General features: G+C 64.2%; 8 protein-coding genes (1 of these 8 running past the window's edge). 5 read left to right on the forward strand and 3 right to left on the reverse strand.

Annotated features, from left to right (window positions below):
• Both IVA79_RS11615 and IVA79_RS11620 read left to right on the forward strand, forming a co-directional pair.
• A protein-coding gene (locus IVA79_RS11615) for a tandem-95 repeat protein (protein WP_247552976.1) crosses the window boundary here: on the forward strand, window positions 1-15,519 show its 3' portion. The gene continues 24,879 nt to the left of window position 1, outside the view; only the last 15,519 of its 40,398 coding nucleotides appear in the window; the start codon falls outside the window, past its left edge; the stop codon is at window positions 15,517-15,519.
• Between the two features lie 30 nt (window positions 15,520-15,549).
• Window positions 15,550-15,864 carry a DUF3467 domain-containing protein gene (locus IVA79_RS11620; RefSeq protein WP_247552979.1) on the forward strand — a complete coding sequence of 105 codons (315 nt, stop codon included), beginning with the start codon at window positions 15,550-15,552 and terminating at the stop codon, window positions 15,862-15,864.
• Window positions 15,865-15,869: 5 nt separating this feature from the next.
• Here the strand turns inward: IVA79_RS11620 and IVA79_RS11625 are convergent, their stop codons facing one another.
• From IVA79_RS11625 to IVA79_RS11635, 3 genes are read right to left on the reverse strand one after another with little or no spacing between them, the layout of a single operon-like run.
• The gene (locus IVA79_RS11625) at window positions 15,870-17,870 is read right to left on the reverse strand and encodes a prepilin peptidase (RefSeq protein WP_247552982.1); all 2,001 of its coding nucleotides are present in this window, start codon (window positions 17,868-17,870) and stop codon (window positions 15,870-15,872) included.
• Window positions 17,870-20,014 (reverse strand): peptidase M50, encoded by a 2,145-nt coding sequence (locus tag IVA79_RS11630; protein ID WP_247552984.1) that lies wholly within the window; start codon window positions 20,012-20,014, stop codon window positions 17,870-17,872. Before IVA79_RS11630 ends, IVA79_RS11625 begins: the two co-directional genes overlap by 1 nt.
• A 4-nt stretch (window positions 20,015-20,018) precedes the next feature.
• Window positions 20,019-21,797 (reverse strand): HlyD family efflux transporter periplasmic adaptor subunit, encoded by a 1,779-nt coding sequence (locus IVA79_RS11635; protein ID WP_247552987.1) that lies wholly within the window; start codon window positions 21,795-21,797, stop codon window positions 20,019-20,021.
• Between the two features lie 251 nt (window positions 21,798-22,048).
• On the opposite strand from IVA79_RS11635, the gene IVA79_RS11640 reads away from it, so the two are divergent.
• From IVA79_RS11640 to IVA79_RS11650, 3 genes are all read left to right on the forward strand, one after another.
• Window positions 22,049-22,840, forward strand: coding sequence for an efflux RND transporter periplasmic adaptor subunit (locus tag IVA79_RS11640; RefSeq protein ID WP_346658171.1), 792 nt, complete (start codon window positions 22,049-22,051; stop codon window positions 22,838-22,840).
• A 230-nt stretch (window positions 22,841-23,070) separates the two neighbouring features.
• Complete coding sequence (locus IVA79_RS11645; RefSeq protein ID WP_247552990.1) at window positions 23,071-23,232, forward strand: DUF2934 domain-containing protein; 162 nt, start codon at window positions 23,071-23,073, stop codon at window positions 23,230-23,232.
• A 100-nt stretch (window positions 23,233-23,332) separates the two neighbouring features.
• Window positions 23,333-23,620, forward strand: a complete 288-nt coding sequence (locus IVA79_RS11650) for a DUF2934 domain-containing protein (RefSeq protein WP_247552992.1) — start codon at window positions 23,333-23,335, stop codon at window positions 23,618-23,620.
• The last annotated feature ends 591 nt before the right edge of the window (window positions 23,621-24,211 follow it).

Raw genomic sequence — 24,211 nt, forward strand, 5'->3', positions numbered from 1 at the left:
ACCAGCGCGCTCGGACGGCAGCTCTATGACCAAGGCATCGATCTCTATCCGCTTGCGGTGTCATTGAGCGCCAATGGCGGCACGCGCCAGCTCGACGTGCATCCCGGCGGTGACCAGTTGCTGACCACCGACTTGGCCGCGGCGTCGACCGGCACGCGGTATTTCGTCAGCAAGCCGGGCATCGTGTCGATCAGCGCCGATGGCCTGATGACGGCCGTCGCGCCGGGCACGGTGACGGTCACCATCATCAACGGCGCCGCCGAGGTCGTGGTGCCCGTCCGGGTGCAGGTCCCGCAAACCGGCACTGTCGCCGTCGGTGCCGAAGGCGCCGTCGTGCAAGGCAGCGACGGATCGACCGTGGCGGTGCCGCCCGGCGTGCTCGACGGCACGACGACCGTGAGCATCACGCCGGCAGGTCAGGCCGACCTGCCTCAGGCGTTGCCCAGCGGCTTCCACTACGCGGCCGCGTTCAACCTGGATCTCGGCCCGGATCCGCTGGAAGTTCCGGTTCAGCTCGCCATCAAGGTCGATCCGTCGATCCCGGTGGGCACCAAGGTCTACTTCTTCCAGGCGGGCGATTATCTCAACGACGATGGCACGACGCGGCCGATCTGGTGGCAGGTCGAGAACGGTGTCGTCGGCGCCGACGGCTATGCCCATACCAACTCGCCGCCCTATAACGGCGTCGACGGCAAATCGCTCTACATGGTCGCCTATGGCGACTCGAACCTCGGCACCTTGCAGCTTCAGCAGGCGCAGGCGAGCCAGATGGCCTTCACGGTCGCGATAGGTGGCGCCGGTGGCGGCTTCATGGGCGCGTTCGGCGTGACCGGCGCGGTGGGCGTGCTTGCGACCATGGCCGTGCCGTCGGCGCCACAGCCGCAGCCATTCCTGATCCAACTGATTCCGCAAGCGGGCCTGCCTGTCACCACGACGTCGAATTTCCAGATCAATCCGGACGCGGTCAACCTCTTCAAGACCGACATCCATCCGCCGCCGACGATCAATCCGACCGCTCCTCAGGTCACCGGCGTGAGCGTGGCCTTCCCGGTCGATCAGACAAGTGGAAACGTCAAGCCCGAAGTGATCCTTAAGGGCACCAATTTCATCAAGTCCGGGGCACTGGCCTCACCCCAGGACCTCACGGTCACATTCACGCTGCCAGGAAACATCGTCATCACCGCGAAGCCGAACGCGTCGAGCAGTGGCACCGAGCTGCACGTCTCCGTTCCCGATTCCGTGACCCTTGGCCTTGCCCAGATCACCGTCACGCGGACGGACGAGGTGCCGGTGTTCAGCAACGGTCTGGTGACGACGGAGGAGACGCCCGTCGTGAGCAACGCGGCGAAGGTCACCCCGAACGGCACTTACGTCTTCGTGGCGCTGCCGGAGGCAAAGTACACCGGCAACGGAATTGGCGGCGCCCTCGGCGTCATCGACGGCGATCCCAGCCATCGTATCGATGCGACCAACCCCGGCACGTTCGGCAGCCTGATCGCCAGCATTCCGCTCGAGCGCACCCAAGACACGCCTTATCCGCGCGACGTCGCGGTGACCCCCGACAACACCCGGGCCTATGTCACGCTGCTCGGCTCCGGCCGCGTCGCAGTCGTCGACACCCTCACGCTCCAGGAGATCGACGTCGGAGGCGGTTCTCCGACCCTGTCGATCAAGCCGCATACGATTTCGGCTCCGAACGGAGTGGCCGTCGATCCGCAGCTGCACTCGGTCGTCTTGACCAAGCCGATCGACCTCCTCGGCACGGTCGACGTCAACAATCTCGATCGCTGGACGCTCGAGCTCGTGCCGCTGTTCGGCGGCGCCAACATCGTTGTCAATTCGGGCACCAGCAGCGTCTCCAGCGACAAGCTGGTTTCCCAGTTCGATCCCTCGCATTACGCGACTGGGTTCTATCGGTTGGTGCTGACGGCGACCGATCGCAACGGAACGACGTTCAAGGACGACACCGCGATCGTCGACCTCGAAGCGAACCCGCGCTACAAGGAAATCCGCATGCCGTTCGGCGCGCAGCCTTACGGCATCGCGATCGATCCGAACGGGAAATACGCTTACGTTGCCGCCCACAATCCCTATCTGATCGAAGGGATCGCGTCGTCCTACATCTTCCAGATCGACATCGATCCGGCATCCGCGACCTATAATCAGGTGGTGCGCAACATCGCGATCGGCAGCGTTGCGCTCTCCGGCGTTGACCAGGCCAACCAGGACGTCTTTGCGCAGAGCTCCATCGCGCCGTCCGGCTTCCGCAATCTGGCGGTGTCGGCGGACGGCCTGCACGTCTATGCCACGGCGCCGAACGAGCATCCGGATCCGAACGGTCCGCATGCGTGGACGGATCTGCCAGGCAGCCTGATCGACATCGATCTCACCCCGACCTTCGCCAAGGGCGCAGCGCCGACGGTCAAGGTCATCCCAGGTGCGAGCGGGACCAACGGCGTGACGACCACGCCCGGCGGAACGGGTGCCGCCTTCACCAATTCGGGCTCGGATGCCGCGGGCGTCTTCGTCACCAACACGGCAGCGGGAACGAAGCAGTCGATTCCGCTCGATCTCCAGAAGCTTGCCACCGCGAGCAATCCGCAACTCTCCGTCCACAATGCCGGCGGCATCGTCTTCACGCCGGACGGCAGCTACGCATTCGTCACCGGGCGCGCGGACCAGGTCAACTCCGTGTTCGGCGGCGGCTACAACGGCGTCGGCCTCAACGCGACCGGGGTTTCCGGCTATCTCGATCAGACGGCGAACCCGCTCTACATGGACGGCAACGTTGGCATCATCAAGGATCCGCTCGGTCCCAATCCGCAGCTGGTCGCCGCCACGCGGCCGATCCCGTTCGGCTACCCGACCGACATCGCGATGTCCGAGGATGGCCGTTTCCTCTATGTCACCTATCAGGGCTTGCCCACCGACAACGGCTCGGGTGGCGTCCTGGTCTTCGACGCCCAGGCCATGCTGGGGCAGGTCGAGGCCGCCCTCAAGGCGTCGCCGACCTTGTTGCGCAAGGTCGCCGTCGACGATTTGCCGCTGAATGCCAACAGCCAGCGTCAAGCCAACGCGCTCATCGACGTGAGGGCGGACTATCTGTTCCACATGGAGAACGGCCAGCAGGTCTTCGGCGTGCCGGGCGGCAGCCTGCGGGCACCCGTCGCGACCGGCGGCCGCCCGGCCGGGATCGCGACGATGCACAGCCCGACACCGTCGCTGACCATCTACAAGCGGGTGGCGGACGATGCGCCCGGCAACAAGAACCTCCTGCCTGGCGTCAATCTCGCGACCACGACCAATCTCGAGATCGCCGCCACCCGTGTCGATCAGATCAACGGCACCGTCGTCAACGAGAACGGCGACTTCATCTTCTCCCTCGACGTGAGGTCGAAGGTCACTCTGCTCATCGACGGCAAGGTCGCCACCAACGTCCACGATGCCCTCAGCCCGGGCAACGTCATCTCGAGCTTCCAGGATGTGGTCCTCGATCCCGGCGTCTATCACAAGCTGATCGACGCGGTGTCGAGCCTCGATCCGAGCCTGAAGAACCACGCCTATGTGATCACCGCCACCGCGTTCAATCCGGCCGTGCCGACCGCGGTCGGCAGGTCGGTTGCCGCCAAGGGGCTCATCACCGACCAGTTGGATCAGGACCAGGCGCTCCCGGTCGGGCACCAGATGGTGAATGGCGTCGATCTCTGGGACGGTCATCTGGCCATCTCCGAGAACGACATCTCGATCTCCGGACGCGGTCTCAGTCTCGACTTTTCGCGCACCTACAACACCCAGGGCGATTCCTCGGACGGCCCGCTCGGAGCCGGCTGGAGCAGTTCTTACGACGTGAAGCTGGTCCAGGACGATAAGGGCCTGCTGACGATCGTGGGCGGCGAGGGCACCGGCAACACGTTCGGCGCCACGGGGCATACCAATCCCGGGCTCGCGGCAACCTATGGCGTGCCGGGCAATCTTGCGGCGACGGCATTGTTCTTCGATCCGCAGCCCGGCTATCACTCCGTCCTGGTTCAGTCCGACAAGAACAAGGCGGCCTACGACTTCTTCACGGCGTCCCACACCCGCTATCACTTCGAGCTGGAGCCCGATCTGGCGCCGTACAACAAGACCTTCACGCTGCGCTACATCGAGGACGCCAGCGGCAACCGGATCGACCTGTACTACACCAAGGACGCGACGCAGGATTCACGCGTCAACGATCTTGCGCCGGACCTGCGCGACAAGCTGGACAGCGACGCGACGACGGTCGACGTCGTCAAGGACGGCGCCAACCGCGCCTTCGTCTTCACCTATCAGGCGATTTTCGGCGACAAGCGCATCGTCGAGCTGAAGGGCTATGACACCGTCAGTCCGGGACACGATCTCCAGGGTCTCGACATCCACTATTACTACGAGGACGGCTACGGCAATCTCACCAGCATGGTCCGCGCCGCCACGCATTCCGACGGCAGCGACGGCTATAGCGCGAAGTACACCTACACGCCCGGTGACGAGCGCCTCGGTCACAACATGCTGTCGCGCACCGTTCCGAGCAACAGCAGCGCCGCACCCGACGGCGAGAAGACCACTTACGAATATTACTCGGGGTCGACCAAGTCCGGCGATCTGCCGACCTCCGGCGCGAACGCGCAGATCAATGCGTACTTCCAGAGCCTGAACGTCGCGGGCGAGCGCATCCTCGCCGTGCACATGCCGGGCGGTGCCACGGGCACGTCCAGCGAGTCCGTGGTCAAGTTCCAGTATGACTTCGGCGCCAAGACCAGAACCGTATCGGACGCGCGTGCCGGCGTGGGGTCGACCGTCTACACGCTCAACGAATACGGCGCGGTCACCAAGATCCAGGCGCCTGAGGGGCGCACGACCACCATGGTGTGGGCGACGCCGCAGACGCCGCATCCGGAAGCGTTCGTCGGCGGCGGCAAGCAGGGCAAGGACATCGTTCTCGTCTCGCAGACCGATGCGCTCGGACGCGTCACCACGTTCAAGTACGACAATCTCGGCAACGTCGTGGAGACGAAGATCACGTCGATGGTCGGTGCGCCGGTCACCGACAGCAGCGGCAATGCGGTTTCCAGCATCACGACGACGGCGGCATACGATCCGATCTTCGACAAGCTCGTCAGCGCGACCGACGCGGAAGGGCACACGACGTCGTCTGTCATTGACCCCGCCACCGGCCACACGATGTCCACGTCCGACGCGCTGGGAACGCGCGGTCAATTCTCCTATTCACAGGTCAAGACCTATGATGGGACCTACGGGCCCGGTGATCTCACGAGCTCGATCGATGCGTCCGGCAACGAGACGAAGTACCTCGCCTATGACGCCTATGGCAACGCCACGGCCATCATGGATGCCGTCGGGGTCCGGACGACACAGACATTCGACGTACGAGGCCGGCTGACCGATCAGAGCGATCAGAGCGGCCGCCGCGTCCATTACGAGTATGACGGGCTCAATCGCATCCTCAGTCAGACGGTCTACGACGACCTGCTGCACACGACCGCGCCGGGCTTCGACTGGGCCGAGCGGACAACCTACACCTACATGGCGGGTGGGGCGGTCAAGTCGACGGTCAATGGCCTGGGCCAGGAAACCGCGTTCGAATACGATGCGGCCGGGCGGGTGACGGTCAAGACCGCGAAGGGCGTCAAGCAGGCGGACGGATCGAGCGTCACGCTGCGCTGGCAGTACTCCTACGACGAGGACGGCAATCTCGTCCGCGACCTCGACGCGGGCGGCAATGCTCATCAATACACCTATGATGGCTTGAACCGTCTGACGATGACGACCCTGCTGGGCGGATCCGCGGGGACGCCGAGCAATCTCGTGACCCAGCGCTCGACCTACGATGCGCTCAACAAGCTGACCGACACTGACCTGCACAACAATACGACGACCTACACCTATGACGGGCTGTACCGCGTCGTCGCCACGAAGGTCGACGCGCCGGCCAACGCCGATGGCAGCGGGAAGGCAACCGCGACACGTGGTTACGATCGCGTCGGAAACGTCCTCTTTATTCGCGATGGCAATGGCCACGGAACAACGTACAGCTACAATGCCGACTACAGCTTGAAGTCGGCAATCGACTCGGTCGGAAACGAGACTGACTACACCTATGCCAACCGGCATCTGGCGACTGAAACCAATCTCAGCAGCGGCCTGAAGACGACGTACAGCAACTATGACGGCCGCAATCAGGCGCACCAGATCGAACAGTCTGTGTTGCGGGGCGGGCCGGGCGACGCGGTCGATACCTATGTCACAACTTATGATCCGAACTACAGCGCGAACACTGTGGTCGTGACCGATGCCAACGCCAACAAGACGTTTACTCAAAGCGATGGCCTGGGACGCGTTCGTACGAAGATCGTCGACGTCGGCGGGCTGAACCTCACCACCACCTATACCTATGACGGCAACGGGAACCTCGCGACCATCAGCGATCCCTGGAACAGCGATGTCGACGTCACGTACGCCTATGACGGACTCAATCGCAAGATTTCAGCGCAATATGTCGGGACGCCGGACGACCAGGTCACGCCGACCGAGCAGTTCTTCTATAACGGCAACGGCGACCTGATCCGCTACGTCGATAAGCGCGGCGGCGTCTTCCTGAGCACCTACGACAATCTCGACCGCGTTCTCACGCAGACCGCGCCGGGGCTGCCCGCGACGGTCACGGGATATAGTTATGACGACGGCACCAATTCGGTGACGGTGACCGATCCGAACGGGAACAAGACGACGTCCAAATACGACGCGCTTGGCCGGGTCGTTCTGATGACCGATCCTTACGGCAACACAGTTCGCTATGCCTATGATGCCGTCAATCTGAGAGCAGTCGTCGACCAGAATGGCTTCGAAACACGATTCACCTACGATGCCAAGAATCGGGTCGTTCTAACTGAAGACGCCGCCTCTGCGGGCGGCGCGGCGCTGACGAGCAACGCGGTCATCTACGACGACAAGCAGAATCAGGCGATCTCGCGCGACGGACGCTATGCGGAGACCGGTCGGGAGACGATCAGCCAATACGATTCGTTGGGCAGGCTGGTGAAGGAGATCGTCAGGGCACCCGGTCTCTCTGCTCACTACCAAACCTCGGAAATCGTGCTCGCGAAGACCTATGACGGTCTCGGCAACCTCATCTATTCGATCGATGCCAACGGCAACGTCGCTCACTATGTCTATGACGGCGCGAACCGTCGAACTCAGGCCACCGAGGCCGAGGGAACGGCCGACCAAGCCGTGACCACGTATGACTACGCCGCGGTGACTGGAAACCTGACGATATGGGATACCGGGCCCAACGGCACCATCGCTGAAGCCAGCTATGTATATGATGCGCGGCACCGCGCCGTCAGCGCGACCAATGGAGACGGCGAGACCAAGACGTTCACTTATGATGAGAACGACAATCAGACGAGCGTGACAGACGCGCTCGGTCACCGCTCCGTCTACCACTATGACGCGCTCGGCAAGCTGACGTCGGTCGACGAGACCGCACGTGGTGGCGGCTCGACGCAATATGTCTATGACGCTAATCGAAATCTACGCTTCCAGACGGACGCTGCCGGTCGTCAGGTCGTGAATGTCTACGACAAGCTAAATCGACTCACGGATACAACCCTGGCCGATGGCCAGCACTGGCAGTACGGATATGATGCGAACGGCAACCGGAATTTACTCGTCGATCCGCTGAAGCAGCAGACAATCATAACGTACGACTACATGAACCGCGTGCACACGCTGACCTATTCGGGCGCAGTGTTGCCGAGCCTCGACTACCAGCCGTTGTCGATCGTTTACGAGTACGACGGCAACGGAAACAGGATATCAGCGACCGAGGTCAAGATGATCGGAGCCGGCACTGTGGCCGAGCTGACGACCTATGCCTACGACGAGCTCGATCGCCAGATCAAATCGACCTTCGTCAACGACAGCAAGACGATCGCGTTCAGCTACGACAAGGTCGGCAATCGCGGCAGCGTGACCGATGCTGACGGTTTGACGACGACCTACCAATACGACCATCGCAATCGCGTGCATACCGCCACCACCGAGGATGGCGTTACCCGTTACGAGTACTATCAGAACGGGTTGCTCAAGATGGTCGTTTATCCCAACGGCACGGTTGAGGATTACGGTTTCGCGGACTCCTACGACAGGGCGAACCGCGTCACGCACGTCGTCAATCGTCAGCTCGCGCCTGGATCGTCCCCGGACAGTGCGGTTCCCGGTACGACGCCGTCGGCGAGCCAGCTCATATCGAGCTTCGTCTATACGTATGACGACGCCGGCAATCGCCGTTCGCAGACTGAAGCGCATGCCAATGTCGATGGTGGCGCACCGAGCACGACAACCTATTCCTACGACATGCTCGACCGGTTGCGCGATGTCACCTACGGCAACGGCGGCCACATGGCCTACACCTACGACAACGCCGGCAATCGTCTGTCGGAGGCCGGAGCGGATCCTGGCGATCCGGCCAAGCAGGTCAGTCGCACCTACGCGTACTACGCAAACTCGAATCGATTGATGTCGATTACGGACGGCGTCGATTCGACCAGGAGTGTTGCATACCAGTACGATGCCAACGGCAATCGCGTTGCCATGACGACGAATGGGATTACCGTCCCGTACTACTACAACATCCTCGATCAACTCGTTCTGACCTCGGACCTCCACGGCAATCCCGTCAAGTTCGACTACGACGTCGATGGGATGCGGAGCAAGAAGATCACGACCGTGGGTGAGACCCGCTATCTTTACGACGATGGCGCCACGCTGCAGGAATATGACGGCGCCACGGGTCAGACGTTGCGCAAGTACAATTACGGTCTGGATCTGATCTCCATGACCAACGTGGATCCAGCGACCCACGCGCGTACGAGCGAGTTCTATCTGGTCGACGGGCTGGGAAGCACGTCAGAGCTGACCAACGAAGCCGGGCACATCGAGGTCACCTACACGTTCGACGCCTGGGGCAATCTGCTGAAGACCGTCGGCACCTCCGACAATCCCAAGCTCTACACGGGGCAGGATTTCGATCCGGAAACCGGCTTGCAGTATTTCGGCGCGCGCTACTACGACTCGCGGACGGGATCGTTCATCACGCAGGACAGCTTCACCGGCCGTTCCGAGAGCCCTCCAAGCTTGAACAGATACGTCTATACTCTCAACAATCCGCTGCGGTACACCGATCCCACGGGCCACGAGGCCACCGAGAACGGCGGCTATTCCACCGATATCATGATGTTGCCCGGAGGGATCGACGCCGACTTTCTCTACCAGAACTCGACCTTCCAGAATCTCGCCGATGCGGGCGCAGTTTTTGCGGGCCTGTTCTCGGGAATGTTCGAGACCGTCACCAAGAGAGCCGACAACTCATATGTCGAGGCTCTGCTGAGCGTCTTCCCGATGTCGCGGCCCGGCTACAACATGATCAGCGGGATCGTGAGCACGTTCGCCCGTCGCATGGACCAGGATGGAGCCGGCTTTGCGACATTGGCCGGTGTCAATGATCTGATCGGCGGCACCCAGATCGTCGAAGCGTTTTCGGAGACTGACCTGGAAGGCCGCCAACAGTCGATGGGCACGCGCATTGCAAAGGGCATCGTCGGTGTCGCTACCCTGGCGCTGACGTTGCTAGGCTTGAAGTCGGTCGGAGCGGCAAAGGGCGGTGTGTCCGGGGCAGTTGCCGAGGGCGCCCACGGTGCGCCCGTGGTCGAAGGTGGCGGGGCACTGGAAGCCGCAGTCGATAGGCCAGCTCCGGGTGCAGGGGCGGAGCCGAGTTTCTCGCACTGGCCCGAACCGAAGAATGTCGTGCGAAGTCCGATGTCGCCGGATGCGTTCGGCGCATTGGAGTTCGATCATTGGGCGGACTCGGCTCTGGCAGAGCCAACGGTGCGGCCTGTGGCGGAACGTCTCATCTTCGAGCAGGGCGCCGCGAATAACTGCATTGTCCAGACGGCTGACGGGATGCTGTTGGACTATGGCAAAGGCGGGATCACCGACATTCCGGGAGTGTCGCGCGAAGTGTATGCCGTCAAGAGCCAGAGAGCTGCTTTCGCGAGAACCGTCGATGTTCTGCAAGAGTCGCTGCCTGACGCCCATGCGCGATCCGCCGTGACCATGGCGGAGATCGAGGCAACTGTGAACGCCGGACATCCGGTGATCATGGATGTGCGCGCCGGCATGTGGGACAAGGCAGCGAAAGGCTTCCCCGGACATGCGATCATAGTCGACGAGATCATAACCAAACCCAATGGTGCGAGATACGCGTCGATCAGGAACTCGGGCTACCAAATTGGAGAGCGGATCTTCGTTGATCCCGAAGGCGTGCTCGGCAACCGGGAACTGGTTGGCATGCACCAGCTCGAGCGTCTCTTTGCCGATCGTGGCAGGAACGCGATTGCGGCCGTCTACGTTCCCGGGGGCGTCTTGGAGGCGACGATGCCCGTCGGTCCTCCGAACCTCGATCATCTCGCGGTCAGCGATGAACAACTTTCTGCAATTGTCGATGCGGCTCAGGCACTATGGAATGCAATCGCGCCCGGAACATCGATCAGCATCGACGTGCAATTCACCGACCTGCCGGGCAACGAGCTCGGTGAAGCGAGGATCACGGCGGTCGGAGCCGGCGGTCTGCCGACGGCGGGAATCATCTTCCTCGATCGCGATGCCGGCGGTGCCGGCTGGTACGTCGATTCCACGCCGCTCGACCATTCCGAGTTCGGCACGGCGCTGAACGCCAGCGCGTTCCTCGCCACCGGAAATTCGGCAGCCGCCGGCAAATATGATCTCCTCACCGTGCTGATGCACGAGGAGGGGCATCTGCTCGGGATGAACATCGACATCCCGGCCTTTGCCGCCCATGTCGGCACGGTCGACGGCTCGCAGATCTTCGTCGGTCCCGGCTTTACCGCGAAGCTGACGGCGGCACCGGATGAGGACCACCTCGACAGCGGCGCCTTCCCCAACGATCTGATGGCGGCTTCGCTTGCACCGTCAGAACGGCGGCTGCCGTCGACGATCGACGCGCAGATCATCGACGTTCTCCGCAATGCGATGTCCGGCCTCCCGCCGCTGACCGATCAGCAGGTCACGCAGATCGTGACCTCGTCGCACGCCGACCTCGTCGCCGCCCAGCTTCCCACCAACTGGACCAGCCACGGCACCACCAGCGTCAACGGCGGCACGCTGGTGCTAACGGAGAATGCGCAGACGCTGTCCGGTCTGTCCGAGAGCTTCGTCGTTCCCGCCGGCGTCGACACGCTCGAATTCACGATCCTGGCCGACCATCTCTTCGCCAATGCCGGCGGCAACCCGCCGGACGCGTTCGAAGTGGCGCTGCTCGACCAGAACGGCAATCCGGTGAACGGCGCGGCGATGGGGCTCGCCAACACCGACGCGTTCCTCAACATCCAATCGACCGGTCAGATCTTCTTCGGTCCCGGCGTGACGGTCTCGGGCCGGGCCGCATCGGGCGATGCCGGCTCGCTGTCGCAGCTGATCACGGTCACCAAGGACCTCAGCGGCATCGCGGCGGGCACGACGCTCACGCTCTACTTCGATCTGCTCGGCTTCGGCGCAACCAGCAGCTCCGTCACGGTCAATGTCGCGCCCGGCCAGAACCGGGCACCGAGCGCACAGGACATCGCGGTGGACGCGCAGGAGACCGGCCCGGCCAAGTCGGTGACGGCGACCTTCACCGACGCCGACACGAACGATACCTTCACCTTCGCCATCGACACGGCGACCGATAGCACCAAGGGCACCGTCACCAACAATGGCGACGGCACCTTCAGCTACGATCCGAATGGCGCCTTCGCCAGCCTGAAGGCGGGTGCCACGGCAACCGATCAGTTCCGTTACACGGTGACCGACGCGGCCGGCGCATCGTCGACGGCGATCGTGGTCATCACCATTCACGGCGAGAACCAGGCGCCGTCCGCGAAGGAGGTCGCCGCCAACGCGCTGGAGCACGGTCCGGCGATTTCTGTTGCAGCGTCGGTTACCGACATCGATGCCGGCGATATCAGCTCCTTCACGATCGACACAGCGACCGACGCCACAAAGGGCAAGGTCACCAACAATGGCGATGGCACCTTCGCTTACGATCCGGACGGCGCGTTCGACGGCCTGAAGGCCGGTGCCACCGCGACGGACCAGTTCCGCTACACCGTGACGGACGGCCGCGGTGCGACGTCGACGGCCGTCGTGACCGTCACGATCACCGGTCAGAACGAGGCGCCGGTGGCGGCGAACGTCGGCGGCGGTGTCTCGCAACAGGGGCCGGCGATCACCGTTGCGGCCTCGTATGACGATGCCGACAATGGCGACGGCCACAGCTTCACGGTCGATACGCTCACCGACGCCACCAAGGGCAAGGTCATCAACAACGGCGACGGCACCTTCAGCTATGATCCGAACGGCGCCTTCAACCTGGCGCTCGGCACCACCGCGACGGACAAGTTCCGCTACACGGTGGTCGACGGCTCCGGAGCCTCGTCGACGGCCATCGTCACCATCGTGATCACCGCTACCGAGAACCAGGCGCCCGTGGCGCAGGATGTCGCCGCCGGCGTGCAGGAGCACGGTCCGGCGACGACGGTCACGGCGGCGTACAGCGATGCCGACACCGGCGATGCGCACAGCTTCACCGTCGACACCGCGACCAATGCGACCAAGGGCAAGGTCACCAATAACGGCGATGGCAGCTTCAGCTACGATCCGAACGGTGCATTCATCGGCCTGAAGGCGGGCGAGAGCGCGCAGGACAAGTTCCGCTACACCGTCACGGACGCTGCGGGTCTGTCGTCGACGGCGACGGTGACGATCACCATCACCGGCGAGAACGACGTACCGGTCGCCAAGGACATCGCCGCCGACGTGCAGGAGCATGGTCCGGCGAAGACGGTGACGGCGTCGTATACCGACCCCGATAGCAACGACAGCCACACCTTTGCGGTCGACACGACCGTGACCAAGGGCAAGGTCACCAGCAATGGCGACGGGACCTTCAGCTATGATCCGAACGGCGCGTTCGTCGGACTGAGGGCTGGCCAGACCGCGCAGGACAGTTTCCGCTACACCGTGATCGATGGCTCCGGTAGCACGTCGACCGCAATGGTGACGATCACCATCATCGGCGAGAACGATGCGCCTGTGGCGAAGGACATCGCCGTCGACGTGCAGGAGCACGGGCCGGCCAAGACAGTTATTGCCTCGTTCGCCGATCCCGACCTCGGCGACAGCTTCACCTTCGCGGTCGACACCGCCGCGACCAAGGGCAAGGTCACCAGCAACGGCGACGGCACCTTCACCTACGACCCCAACGGCGCGTTCATCGGCCTGAAGGCGGGCGACACGACGACGGATACGTTCGTTTACGCGGTGAAGGATGCCTCCGGTGAGTCGTCGCTCGCCACCGTCACGATCACGATCATCGGCCAGAACGAGGTCCCGGTCATCACGTCGCCCGCCCAAGGTGCCGTACTGATCGAAGATGCGCACGTCAACCGCATCGAGAGCGGCACCGGGACGATCGCGTTCACCGATGCCGATATCGGCGATCTGCATACCGCATCGTTCACGGCGCAAGGCGCCGGCTATGTCGGCCTGTTCGGGCTCGACACCGGCAAGCGCGAGGCGGGCACGATCGGCTGGACGTTCTCGGTGCCCGATGGCGTCATCGATCATCTCTCCGCCGGGCAGACGCTGACGCAAAAATACACGGTGACCGTCGACGACGGTCACGGCGGGCAGGCGCGCGAGACCGTCACCGTGACGATCTCCGGAACCAACGATGCCCCTGCGATCACGGGCGGCAGGCACACGGCCGACATCGAAATCGATGCCGATCATCGCGGCGCGGGCGCCGCATCGGGCCTGCTTGCCTTCGGCGATGTCGATCTCGGCGACAAGCATGTCGTCAGCGTTCAGTCGCACGATCGTGGCGGGAAGGCCTACCATGGCACGCTCGAAGCGATCATGGTCTCCGACACGGCCGGCGGCGGGACGGGCGCGGTTCAGTGGACCTACCGCGTCACCGGCCAGGGGCCGAGCCTCCGCGAAGGAGAAAAGCTGGTTCAGCTCTACGACGTCGTCGTCGATGACGGCCATGGCGGGAAGGCGACACGGACAGTCACCATCACGCTGATCGGCGCGCAGCGCGGGCGCGACCAAAACGACGACCGGCCGCAATTCATCCTGCCTTGGTGGGAGTTCAAGTTCGACTTCCCGCAATTCCCCGAAATCAAGGGCCATACGATTGATACGGTGTTGGAGCCGCCCCTGAACGGGCTGCCGTATTTCACGTTCGTCGCCTTCAGCGGCTGGCTTCCGCACCAGGGCAACAACGTCAACACCAAGTCCCTGGACCCGTTGCCGGAGGACGACCTCAATTATTGCCCGATGCCTCCCTCGTTCACGCCCTGGCTTCGCGGCGCCTCGCCCTTCAGCCTTCAGGACCTGCAGAAGCAATTGCAGCTGCTGGATTCAAAGAGCTTCGGCACGCTGCCGCCCAAGCCGTCAGCCGGCACTGCCGCCCCGGACTACAGGGGCGATGTGCGGCCCGATGCGCCGAGCGGGCAGGAGAGCGGCCAGCAACCCGGCAAGTCGTCCGACGTGTCCGGTTCAAAGCGCAGCGAGGCGAGGCCGCAGCCGCCGTCCGCCGACCGCCAAGCGATTGTCGCCGGCGCCGATGTGCCGCGAGCCATCGAGCATCTCGCTGCCGTGGCGGCGCCCATCATGCTGTTGCAGGGCGCGGCCCTCGGCGTGCACAAGCGCCGCAAGCCGCAGCGGAACAGCAGCCTCGGCGTGTCGTTCACCAGTGCGGGCGGCGTCAAGTCGGTCGTGTTCAAGCTCAGTTATGATGCGGAGCGCGTCGACGTGATCGGCGTCGAGCCTGGTGCCGACCTGCCGGAAACCGCGATGGTGTCGTTCTCGCGCGCGCCGAGTGACGGCATCGCCATGGTCCGCGTCGTGGTGGTCTCGGACGAGGAGCTGGCCGGCGGCACTGTCGATCTCGCCTCGCTGACCGTCCGCTACCTCGATGATGCCATGGACGGTGCGCTCAAGCTGGTCGCCGTCGACGTCAATGGCGAGTCAGCCGCCGATACGGCGCCGGTGCGGATCCACGCAGCCAGCCTGCCGCTCGGCGATGATGCCGCGGAAGCTGAGGACCCCGCATTCGATCGCCCGGCGACGACCGGCCGCGTCAGGATCGCGATGGACACATTGGCAGCGCGGCCCGCCACCGCGCCGGCCATGGCAGCCGATCGCGTTCGCGCCCGGCCGCCGATCCGGATCGCAGTTCAGGATATCGCGAACGAAGCGCCGCAACCTCACGACACGCTGTCCGCGCCGGACCATCCGTGGCAGGCTGAGCAATCGCTTGGGGGCGAAGCGGGCGCGAGCGCGGTTCGCATCCCGGTCGCGGCATTGATGAGGAAGCCCGGAGGCCCGGGACCTCGCGTTTCGATCCCGTGATGCGTCAAGAGTGAAAGGAAGTCTGCAACCATGTCGAACGAGAAAGATGCCGCGCATCCCACGGGGCAGCCGGCCAAGGAGGGCGCCGCTGCGCCTCAACAGGGGATCAGGGTCGATACGTCATCGCTCAAGAGCTCTTATTGCAATGTCGTCAGCGGCAACAGCACCCGCGAAGAGGTGGTGTTGTCCTTCGGCGTGAACCAGGATTGGGACATGGGCCCGCAGCCGCGGGAGATCCAGCTTCACCACCGCATCATCCTGAGCCCGGGTGCGGCCAAGCGCCTGCTCGATTTGATGACCAAGCTCGTGCACGACCACGAGGCGCGGCACGGGGAGATCAAATAGCGCGCTCAGTCGGGCCTTGCGAAGGCGAGCATGTTGTCGCGTTGGTCTTGCAGCCGCAGCGTCTGCTGCCTGATTCGGTATTGAAGGCGCTGCGCCCGGTCCTGGGCGTAGAGTTGCAGGATGCGGGCAAGCGCCGCCGGAATCGGCGTCCCCTTGCCGGTGAGCATGCGATCGAGGATGGCTGCAAGTCCGGGTGCAAACACGCGCGGAAGCTCGTCTTCGAGCGAGGCAATGATCTCGTAGGTGCCGGGCTGGCCCTGCCGGCCGCCGCGGCCGATCAGCTGGCGGTCGATCCGGGCGGATTCGTGGAACTCGGTCAGGACGACGTGCAGGCCGCCCTTGGCTTCCACGCCTTCGCCGAGCTTGATGTCGGTGCCGCGGCCCGCCATGTTGGTGGCGACCGTGACGCGCCCGGCGCCGCCGGCCTGGGCCACGATCTCCGCTTCCTGGCGGTCGTGATGCGCATTGAGCACGACATGATCGATGCCGGCTGCATCGAGCAGCTTCGACAACAATTCCGATGTTTCGATTGCGCGCGTGCCGATCAGGGTCGCCCGCCCGGCGCGGCGATGGTCAAGGACGGTGTCGACGACGGCGGACCATTTCTGCTCCGCGGTGCGAAACATTCGCGTGCCGCGCGAGGTGCGGCGGCTCGGCCGATGCGTCGGGATGCGCACCACGGGCACGTCATAGACCGCCCGCAGCTCTCCGGCGACCTCCGAGATCGTTCCGGACATGCCGCACAGATGCAGATAACGCCGGAAGAAACGCTGATAGGTGATGCTGGTTTGCGTCTCGTGACGCTCGGTGATCTCGCACTTCTCCTTGGCCTCGATCAGCTGATGCAGCCCGTGCTGCCAGGAGCGGCCCTCCGCGATGCGGCCGGTGAACTCGTCGATGATCTGGACCTTGCCGTCCACCACCACATAATGCTGGTCGATCTTGTAGTGGTGAAGGGCCGCGAGCGCGTAATTGACCAGCTCCTCGCGCGCCTTGCGCGCCTCCCAGATGCCGCTGAGACCGTGGCTGAGCTTCTTCAGGGTCTCGGAACCCTCCGGCGTCAGCGCGACATCCTGCGCATTGCCCGATAGCACGAAATCCACATGTGGCGTGAGCTTGTCCGCAAAGCCCAGCGCCTCGGAGAACACGGACGGGGGCAGCGGATTGCTGTCGGCGCCGGCAATGATCAGCGGCGTGCGGGCCTCGTCGATCAGGATGCTGTCGGCCTCGTCGACGATCGCGAAATACAGGCCCCGCAGCAGCAGCGGCGGCATGTCGGCGCCGCTCAGCTTGCCTGCCATCCTGCTGGCGTGGCTGCGCCGATTGCCGAGCTTCAGTCCGTCGCGCAGATAGTCGAACGCGATCTCCTTGTTGACGCCGTAAGTCACGTCGCAGGCATAGGCGGCGCGGCGCTGCTCGGCCTCGTCGTCGTGCTGGATGACGCCGACCGTGAGGCCAAGGGCGCGGTAGATCGGTCCGAGCTCCTCGGCGTCGCGCGCCGCCAGATAGTCGTTGACCGTGATGACGTGAACGGGGCGCCCGGACAGGGCCGCGGTGATGGCGGCGGGCAGGGCGGTCAGCGTCTTGCCTTCGCCCGTATGCATTTCGGCGAACCGGCCGTCGAGCATCGCCCAGGCGCCTTGCAACTGGACCGCATGGTGACGAAGCCCGAGGGTTCGAAACGTCGCCTCGCGGACCAGCGCGAAGCTGCGCGCGACGAGATCCGGGCGAAAGCCGTGGCGCAGCAGGGGCCCGCGCAATTGCCTGGCCGCGGCCGCCAGCTCCTCGTCGTTGAGGTCAGTGAACATCGGCGCGCATTCGTCGGCGAGCTTCACCCGTGCGGCCAGCCTGCCGGCATAGTTCTCGAAGCGCGACACCAGGCCGCCGAGCGCCCGCGTCAGCGCGTAATCCAGCGGCGCGATCTTGACGTCGCCGCGCTCCGCGTAGGGACTCCTGCTGCGCCAGGCCTCGCTCTTGTCCGCCGCCCGGTCCGACATCCCGGCCATCAGGCTTCGAACCGGGACAGGAACAGCTGTCGCAGGCGCCGATACCATTGCGCGGCGAGCGGCTCCATTCCGTGGTCGAAGCGCACGAGCACGTGGCTGCCGAAATTGGCGTGGTCGGCCCCGGCTGGGAGCTCGAGATCGAACTGGAAGGTGCGGGCCAGCGTCTTGAGCTGATTGCTGTCGCGCGGATCGGTGGTGAAACGGCCGCCGCCCGCCTCGGTCAGCGCCCTGCTGGGCAGGCGGTCGGATGCCGCAGGGACCTCGCGCACGATCTTGCTCTGGAAGCTGACCGACGGCTGGTTGGCGAGCCGCACGTCCATCTTCTCGGTCTTGTTGCGCACGAGGTCGATGTCGTCCTGCGACACGACGATGCGCGCGGTGCGCGACTGCGGGAAGATCACGTAACCGAGCACCTCGCCGCGCCTGGCGTAACGCCCGGGCAAGTCCTCGGAGGCCGGCGACAGGAACACGCCGTCCACGGCGCTGCGGACCTTCAACGCATCCCTGCGCTCGGTGGCCCTGTCCAGATTGGTCTGCTTCAGCGAGATTTCCTGGCGGGTGATCTCGGCCTGATTGCGGTCGGTGAACTGCTCGGAGGCCAGTCGCCGCCTCAATCCGTCGATCTCCGACTGCAACACTTGAATCCTGGCGTTCAGCTCGGGCTCCTCGGCCTCCACGAGCACATCGCCGGCATGCACGGCGGCGCCGGGGTTTGCCGCCACCCTGGTGACGAAGCCGCTGTCCGCGGCCCGGACGAAGCTCTCTTCCGGAAGCCAGACGATTCCTTCGGACACGGTGTAGAGCGGCAGCGGGACCAGGAACAGGGCGCCGAAAAGAGCGGTCGCCGCAGCCAGGCTGATCGAGGCCGCGCGCAGCCGGCGCTTCTCCAGGCGCGCACTGGTGAGCACGTATTTGAGGCTCTTGTAGACCGGAAGCCCGAGCCCGAGCACGAGGCCCCAGATCGCGATCAGCGCACCGACGAAGAAGTAATGGACGGCGACGAAGATCGAGATGGTGAAGAGCATGAAGATGCGATAAGCGAGCGCGAGCGGAGCATAGACCAGGAACCAGACTCTCTCGCGCGCCGAAACCGCGGGCGGCTGATCAGGCAGGCCGAAGGCGAAGCGGTCGATCAGCCAGGTCCAGTACTTGGTCGAGCGGGCGCCGAGATTGGGGATCTCGATCAGGTCGGACAGGATGTAGTAGCCGTCGAAGCGCAGCAGCGGATTGACGTTGAAGAGCACGGTCGAGACGCCGGCGATCAGCACGATCTGGAACAGCATCGAGCGCACGAGGCCGGGCTCGACCAGCGCCCACATGAATATCGCCAGCGAGGCGATGAAGATCTCGGTCAGCATGCCCGCGGCGCCGACCAGCGCGCGCCGCCACTTGCTGCGAAACGCGATCGAGGCCGATGCGTCGACGTAGGGGACCGGCGCGAACACCAGCATCATCAGGCCGAGCTCGTGGACCTCGCCTCCGCCGATCTTGGTGGCATAGGCGTGGCCGAGCTCGTGAAAGAACTTGAGCACCGGAAACACCATGGCCGTGAGCAACAGGCTTTCGGACGCCATGATACGGTCCGACATGCCCTCGGTCAGCTCGGTCCAGTGCATGCCGATGAGAACGAGAGCCGAGAGCACCGTCGCCAGCCAGATCAGCGCGCCCGCTCGGGTGAAGGCGTAGCGAGCGACGGGCAAGGTCGCTTCCAGGAAGCGGTCGGGGTCCCAGACCGGCAGGCGCATCGCCAGCGGATTGCCGAAGCTGCCGCGGCGCTTCATCTTCGCATAGCGGGTGTATCGTGCCAGCATCTCGTTGGCGTTCGGCGCGATGTCGGTCTGCAAGAGGTCCGCCGCGTTGAGCTGCGCCAGCAAATTGATGACCTCGCCTTGCGTCGGCGCATCGTCCTTCAATTGCCGCACCGCCTGGTTCCAGATATCGTCCACGCTGCGCCGTCCGTCCATCAGGCCGACGAAGAAATAGACCGCGGGCGTGAAACGGTGCGTGCGGCCCGATGCGCCGTCCTGGACGACGTACCACGAGGCGTCGCGATAGCGATGGCGATGCACGCGGACATGGCTTCGCAGCTTCGGCTTCAATGTGCCGACGCGATGCCAGGATGCATCGAGGAAATTTTCTCTCATGGCCTCAAGGCAGCCATTTCCAGGCGGTGATGTGGATCCAGTCGATCAGCGAACGCGTCCAGATCGCGAGCAGCGAGCGGCGATCGATCGATATCTTGCCGATGCCTTCCATGCCGGGGCGCAGCAGCGGGGCAACGCCTTGCACGGCGGCTTCCACCCGGAACTGGTTTCGGCCTTCGGACGCGGTCGCAACGGGGGTGATGACCTTGACGTTGAAGGGGACCGCGTCGCTCGACAGGCCGGTGAGAACGAGCGTGCCCTGCTGGCCTTCCGTGAGGAAGGCGATGTCGCGCTCGTCGACCTGGAGGATGACCCGAAACGCATCCAGCGGAGCGATCTCGAACAGCACCTTGCCCTTCTCGATCGGAGACCCGATCAGCTGGCGCAGGTCGCCCGAGACGACGACGCCGCGAAATGGCGCCGCGATCGCCGCGCGGGTGAGCTTGTCCTCGACGAGCGAGAGCTGCGCTGCGGTCTGCTCCAGCGAAGCCGACACGACGAGCGCGACGGACCTGTCGTGTTTCGACATCGCGTCGCTGTATTTCAGCGCCTGCTGGTCGCGTTCGCTCTTCCAGCGTGCGGCCTCGAGCTTGAGCTCGCGGTCGTCCAGGGTGGCGAGCACCTGGCCGGTGTCGACGATGTCGCCGGCGCGTGCCGGCGCGCTCGCGACATAGCCGTCGAACGGCGCCACGATGGAGCGCTGGATCGCGCCCTCGACGACGGCCTTGGCGGTGACGCGGAATTCGCCGGTCGCGAGCGCCATCCAGCCGAGCACGGCGAGGACCGCAACCGTGCCGAGCTTGATCGCGGGACGTCCCGGGCCGAACAGCGCCCGCACGCCCGATCCGATTGCGGTGACGGCGCGGCCGGCGATCAGCCTGTTGGTCTCCGACTTGGTTTCCAGGCCCGGTCCGACCAGCGCGGCGACGGCTTCGAGCGTCTCGATCGTCGGGTCGTCGAATGCCTTGCTGCGATCGCGCTCGAGCAGAATGACGCCGACGGGCTTGATGCCGTTGGTCATTAGCACCGAGACGACTGCCGCGCCGCCCAGTCGCCTGGCAAGATCCTCATGCGCGAGCGCGATGCGACGCTCGGTCCCGGGCGTGACGGGAAAGGCGACCGATGCGTTCTGATCGGCCGCTTCCTCCATCGCATTCTCGATCGTCGAGACGATCTGGCTGTACTGGCTGAACACCGCGGAATGCGACATGGCGATGAGCCGGACGTTTCGGCCGTGCGAAAAGCCGACGCTCACATTGGTGCAATCCAGCTTGCTGGCGATCTCGTTGGCGATCGCGAGGGCCGAGGCACGGAACGCGGGATGCTGCTGCGCCTCCGACAGGATGCCGAGCGCAAAGCCGGTGCGGGCGAGCTTGGTCGCGTCTTGTGCGCTCTGCTGCCGGACGAACAGCAGCTCCAGCCACCCGATGCCCCAGCGCAGTTGCCGGATCGCAGCCGGGATGTCGGCAGCCGTCCGCTTCAGCTCGACCACCACGACGCCCGTCAGTCGCCCCTCGCTCTCGATCGGTTGGCCGATCTGTGTCGTGCCTGCTGGCATGGCCGGCTGGTCGATGAAGCTGGTCCGGCGGCTGAGCGCCTGGTGCGCGGTTGCAGCAAGGAAGGACAGGTCCTGGTGGCCGTCGGGCCAGCCCGCCGCGCTGGAGAAATGACCCTCGCCATCGTCGAGCAGCAGAAGCGCGGCGGTTGCCCCGGTGACCTGTTCGCATTGAAGCCGCAGCCAGGCCTGGCAGAATTCCGGAGCGTTGCGGGTCCTTGTCAGCACCGACCACAGGGCGGGGTCCTGCCTCGAACTGCGCGGCCCGCTCTGTAATTCAATGGCCTGTTCTGGAGTTGGCACCGGGCGCCCGCTGAGAATAAGCTGTCGAAAAATTTTGTATCTATATGCGTCGAGTATCGGGTTTTGCGTCGGGGAACGCAATGTTCCCATAGGATGAGGAGGCCTCTGGCGAGGTGAAGGCATTGCGCATTTTCGCTCCTGTCCCGCTGTGGGCACTCAGCAGGCACGTTCCGGCGGTGGCCGCCGTCCTGCTTGCAAGCATTGATTGGTCATATGCACAAAATAGAACCTTCGATTGTATTTTGGAGCCGCGGCAGAAGATCAAGCTGGCGACCCCGGTCTCCGGTGTCCTGAAGGAGGTTCTGGTCGACCGCGGCGATGTCGTGCGCAAGGATCAGATCGTGGCCGGACTCGAATCGGCCGTGGACCAGGCCCAGCTCGAGCTCGCCAAGGCCAAGGCCGAAAGCGATGCGACCGTGAAGGCGCGGGAGGCCCGCCTGGTCTTCCTGACCAAGAAACGCGAGCGGACCAGCGGCCTGCTGGCCAAGGGCGCGGCCTCGGCCGCTGCCCTGGACGAGATCGAATCCGATTTCGGCGTTGCCGGCCAGGACCTGCGCGAAGCGCAGGCCAATCTGCGCATCGCCCAGCTCGAAGTGCAGCGGGCCGAAGAGGTCTTGAAGCTTCGCTCGATCAAAAGTCCCATCGACGGCGTCGTGGCCGAACGCAATCTTCTCAGCGGGGAATACGCCTACGAGCAGGCGCCGATCATGACGATCGCGCAGATCAATCCGCTCAACGTGGAGGTCTTCGTGCCGGTGGCGCTCTATGGCACCATCAAGGTCGGGATGGAAGCGTCCGTGACCGGCGAAGCTCCGGTCGGAGGCCGCTACCTCGCAAAGGTCGAGGTGATCGATCCGCTGATCGATGCGAGAAGCGGCACCTATGGAATTCGTCTGTTGCTGTCCAATCCGGACAACAAGATCCCCGCGGGCCTTCGCTGCAAGGTCGAGTTTCCCAATGGACCGTGATCCTGCCGTCGGATCGCATCTCTGCGGCTTGCGGAGCTTCAACGAGACTTATCCCGATACCTGTCAGGCGCGGCGGGGGCCCGGCTCTCGCACGATTAGGAACCCCCGCCTGCCATCGCGGCTTGACTCCGCGGGCCAGCATCGCCGCCGATCGCTGGTCTGCACGGCCCCGCCTCCAAGCCCCCCCATACCCCCCAGGGTGGGGCCGTGCTTCATCAGCAGGAGACGAAATGCCCGAGCCGACCGAGCAAGAGATCAGAGAACGTGCGCACGAATTGTGGGAGCAGGCAGGCAAGCCCGCAGGCCGCGAGGACGAATTCTGGCACGCCGCCGAGCAGGAACTGCGCAACGAGGACAAGTCGGACACGCTGCGGACGCCCGATACGTTGTGACCGTGCCCTGTTGTTGAGGGAACAGAGCATCCCGGCAAGGAATTCACTGTCTGACAGCACGGGCTCTGACAACAACCTTTATCCCACGGCAGTGTCGGCGGTGGACGAGCAGAAAAAAATCGAGCACCAGATCGAATTCGCAACGCGAGCGGCCGCGCTCGTCAAGGACGAAACCACGGGACAGCGCTTCCGAAGTTTTGCCGAAGAGCTGAGACGAAAGCTCCGTCGCATGATGCGGCGCGGCCAGGTGCGCGCGCGTGCCTACGAGCTCTGGGAGCAGGCCGGCCGGCCAACGGGCCGCGATCTGGACTTCTGGCTCGACGCGGAACGGCAGCTGGAGGAGGAACGCGAGGAGCGCAAGCCGTCCGAGGCGTCCTCGAAACGATAGAAGCGGGCTTTGCAAGAAAAAGCCGCCGGGCTCTTCACCCTGGCGGCCCAAAAAAGTCCCTAGCTGTTGATCCCTCCGCAGCCTTACGCGTACCGCCGTTACCTTGTTTGCGGCCATGCCCGGTTTTTGTAGGTGAAGGCGCGTGATTCTGCTGTGACCTGAAGCACACAGTGGAAAAGAGGATGGCGGGAATTGGGACGGCGCTGTGTGAGAGCTCGGGGCAATAGGATGGGTAGAGCACCTGCGAAACCCATCATGGTTCATTGCGGTTAGAATCTGATGGGTTTCGCTTTCGCTCGACCCATCCTACGGGCTCTGTAGCCCGGGTGAGCGTAGCGATACCCGGGACCCACTTGCGGGCTACGGATGCGTGCCTGTGTCCCCTCTGTCAATCCACCCCGCTAAAAATATTCCACTTTACCGAAATTCGGTTTTATCGTATGTGTCGGCCATCCCGGCTCACCAAGAGGGGCGATCTCGAGGTCGTCTTGATCGCGAGCCGGGCTTGCGGTGGACGCGGCAGCGTCGGCATGAGAGGCGCGGGCAGGGCGGGTAGTCCCTGTGAGCCCGAGGCTTCGTGCAGACGAGCGG

Source organism: Bradyrhizobium sp. 138 (assembly GCF_023074075.1).
Classification (GTDB): Bacteria; Pseudomonadota; Alphaproteobacteria; order Rhizobiales; family Xanthobacteraceae; genus Bradyrhizobium.